We start from the raw sequence: 2,496 nt of genomic DNA, 5'->3' as shown, positions 1-2,496 counted from the left end.
GCGTCGACCAACTCGGCCGGCGGGTCCGACTCCACGAAGACCGGAGAGTTCAAACCACCCGGCGGATCCGCGCCCGGCCCGGCGAACGACGCCCCCGGCGGGTCACCGAGCAGCGCGTACGCATTACGCAACGCCAGCGCGGTGCTGAGCGGCAGCGGTGCCCGGGCCGAGTACGGGCCGGCGGGAGGCCAACCCGCCACCACCAGGTGCAGCCCCGCGGCCGGCCCCTGCTCGGCCAACGTCTCGATGCGCGCCAGATCGGTCGGACCGGTCGACTCCGGCAACGCGGCCACCACCAGCAACAGCGTCCGGTCGTGACGACGACGCCCACTCGCCCCCGGCGTGACCCACTGCTCGGCCTCGGTCAGCACCGCACGCAGACCCGCCACATCCACCGCCGGCGGCGGCAGCAGACCGGCATCCGCGAGCGCCCCGAACGGCGTCAACACCGCCCCGGTGGCATCCACCGCGCGAATCAACAGAGCACCCGCCGGTGCCGCACCCAACAACCGCAGGAGTACGGCCCGGAGCAACCCCGCCACTCGCGCCTCGCGCGCGTCAACGTCCACGCTGAGATGACCGGTGCCGACAAGTGGCACCAACGCGGGGAAACGAGCGTCGTCCAACGGCGCCGCAGTGCCGACCCGAACGAACGGCGGCGGACCATCACCAGCCGGAGAGTCCACGGAAAGTGAATCCAGCGCCGCGCCCGCCCAACCCGGAGCCACCAACGCCGCAGCCGCCCGTAGCCGGTCAGCCACCTCGTACTGACGGCGCTGATCCGCCGGAGCCGGCCGCGTCTCGTCCAGGATTCCGGCAGCCGCGGTCGCGACAGCCGTCGCCCGACGGTGCAGGGCTGCGGCGCGGTTCGTGCGAGCCTTCGGACCGGCCACCGCGTCCACCCCCTCTACCCGAGGTTGGCAACCCCTCCCAAGCAGAGACGGTATCCCAGCCGCGGGCGCACCTCCGGGAGGTGCCTCGGCGCTGCGCCGGTGTTGTAGCGGATCTCACCGGTGGGGAGGGGTCCGTCACGATCCGCTGGATCTGAGGCATTGGCTCCGGAGCGTCCAGCCGATAACTTCAGGAGGTGGAATCAGTGCAGCCCACCGCCGGTTCCCAGGTCTCCCGCGTACCGGCCCAGCGGACACCGTCCGAGCAGCTGCCGCCCGCCCCGGCAGCGCCGGCACCGCAGCCCCCACGCCGCCGGATGCGGACGGTTCTCACCGTCGCCGCTGGCGTGCTCGCGCTGCTGTGTCTCGGCGGAATCGCCACCGCCTACGTCTGGTACGACCGCGCCTCAGCCCCGGATCGCAGCGCACCCGACGTAGTGGTGGACAACTATCTGCGCGCGTTCCTTGTGGATCGCAATGACACGAGAGCAGACCTCTTCACCTGCGAGAGCGGAGCCGACCTTCAGCCCGTTCGAGACCTGCGAGCTGAGGCTGAGCAGCGTGAGGCGAAGTTCGGGGTCACTGTGCGAGTCAGTTGGGGTGCACTGACTCGCACACAGTCGGGTGCGGGAGAAGTTGTTGCCACCACGCTGACTATTTCCGGCGCTGCCGAGGGTGTCGTCCGAAGCAGTCGCCGAGAGGACTGGACGTTTACTGTCGTCGAGGATGACGGCGGTTGGCAGGTATGTGGCGGCGCACGTGCTGGCTGATGTCACTCGATCCAGAGCAGGTGAACCGGAACCTCCAGCGTGGTGGGTGACTGGCCGCGCCAAGCCCAGCGGTACCACTCCACCTCAGGTGTGATCCGCACGCAGATGTCCCCTTCGGCGCCCGAGTAGGTCTCGGTGACCGCTCGAAGGTCACGGTGCTCCAGGCCATTCTCGACGTGCACCACCCGCCGCCCGGTGACCGCGTCGGCTTCGAAGACCGGCGTGGGAGCCCGGTGTGCCGGGCCGTCCAGCGAGACCAACCGGATGCCGGTGTCCCGGGCACCATCCACCACCGGTCGGCTGCCGACGGTCTCCACCCAGACCCGCTCCACCGGCACCAACGGAGCGAACACCTCGACCTGCTCGGCTTCGGCCCGGTACCACTCGTGCTCGGGAATCACCGGCACGTAGGTCCGGGCGTTCTGCACCACCCGGTCGTCCGCGCGCAGATCGCCACGCCAACCCAGCCCGGGCAACCCGACCAGCACCCGTCGCCCGCGTAGGTCGACCCGCTCCGTCGCGGGGACGATGGCCAGCGGTCGAGGTGGTTGCGGTGCCCAGTCGGGCTGGTCGGCGAACGGGTCGGGCAATGGACCGGTCATCCCTGCGGTGACCTCACTCAGCGGCGCGCAGCGGGGCGCCCCGCTCGCGCATGAACGGGACCGGGTTCACCGCGCCGGAGGCGCTGCGGTTGTTGCGCAGGTGTACCTCGAAATGCAGGTGCGGGCCGGAGGAGTTGCCACTGCTGCCGACCTTGCCGATCACCTGACCGGCCGTGACGATCTGGTCCTTTTTGACGAAGGGCTGGACCACCATGTGGCAGTAACGGGTGATGT

The 2,496-nt window shown here is 70.2% G+C and carries 3 protein-coding genes and 1 pseudogene; 1 reads left to right on the top strand and 3 read right to left on the bottom strand.

The features are described from left to right. A pseudogene (locus tag KBX53_RS29415) lies at positions 1–902 on the bottom strand (cell division protein FtsK); the annotation flags it as partial. 194 nt (positions 903–1,096) lie between these two features. On the opposite strand from KBX53_RS29415, the gene KBX53_RS29410 reads away from it, so the two are divergent. Then, positions 1,097–1,660 (top strand): hypothetical protein, encoded by a 564-nt coding sequence (locus KBX53_RS29410; RefSeq protein ID WP_210862882.1) that lies wholly within the window; start codon positions 1,097–1,099, stop codon positions 1,658–1,660. Positions 1,661–1,662: 2 nt separating this feature from the next. Here KBX53_RS29410 and KBX53_RS29405 read toward each other — a convergent pair whose 3' ends face one another. Beyond that, positions 1,663–2,262, bottom strand: coding sequence for a hypothetical protein (locus KBX53_RS29405; RefSeq protein WP_210862880.1), 600 nt, complete (start codon positions 2,260–2,262; stop codon positions 1,663–1,665). Positions 2,263–2,275: 13 nt separating this feature from the next. Further along, positions 2,276–2,496, bottom strand: a 221-nt coding sequence (locus KBX53_RS29400; protein WP_210862878.1) for a M23 family metallopeptidase, incomplete at its 5' end; no start/stop codon positions are given.

The sequence above is a fragment of the Micromonospora sp. M51 genome (assembly GCF_018070305.1).
GTDB classification, from domain to species: Bacteria; Actinomycetota; Actinomycetes; order Mycobacteriales; family Micromonosporaceae; genus Micromonospora; species Micromonospora parva.
Note: the sequence above shows the minus strand (reverse complement) of the source record. Positions and strands in the feature narration are given on the sequence as shown.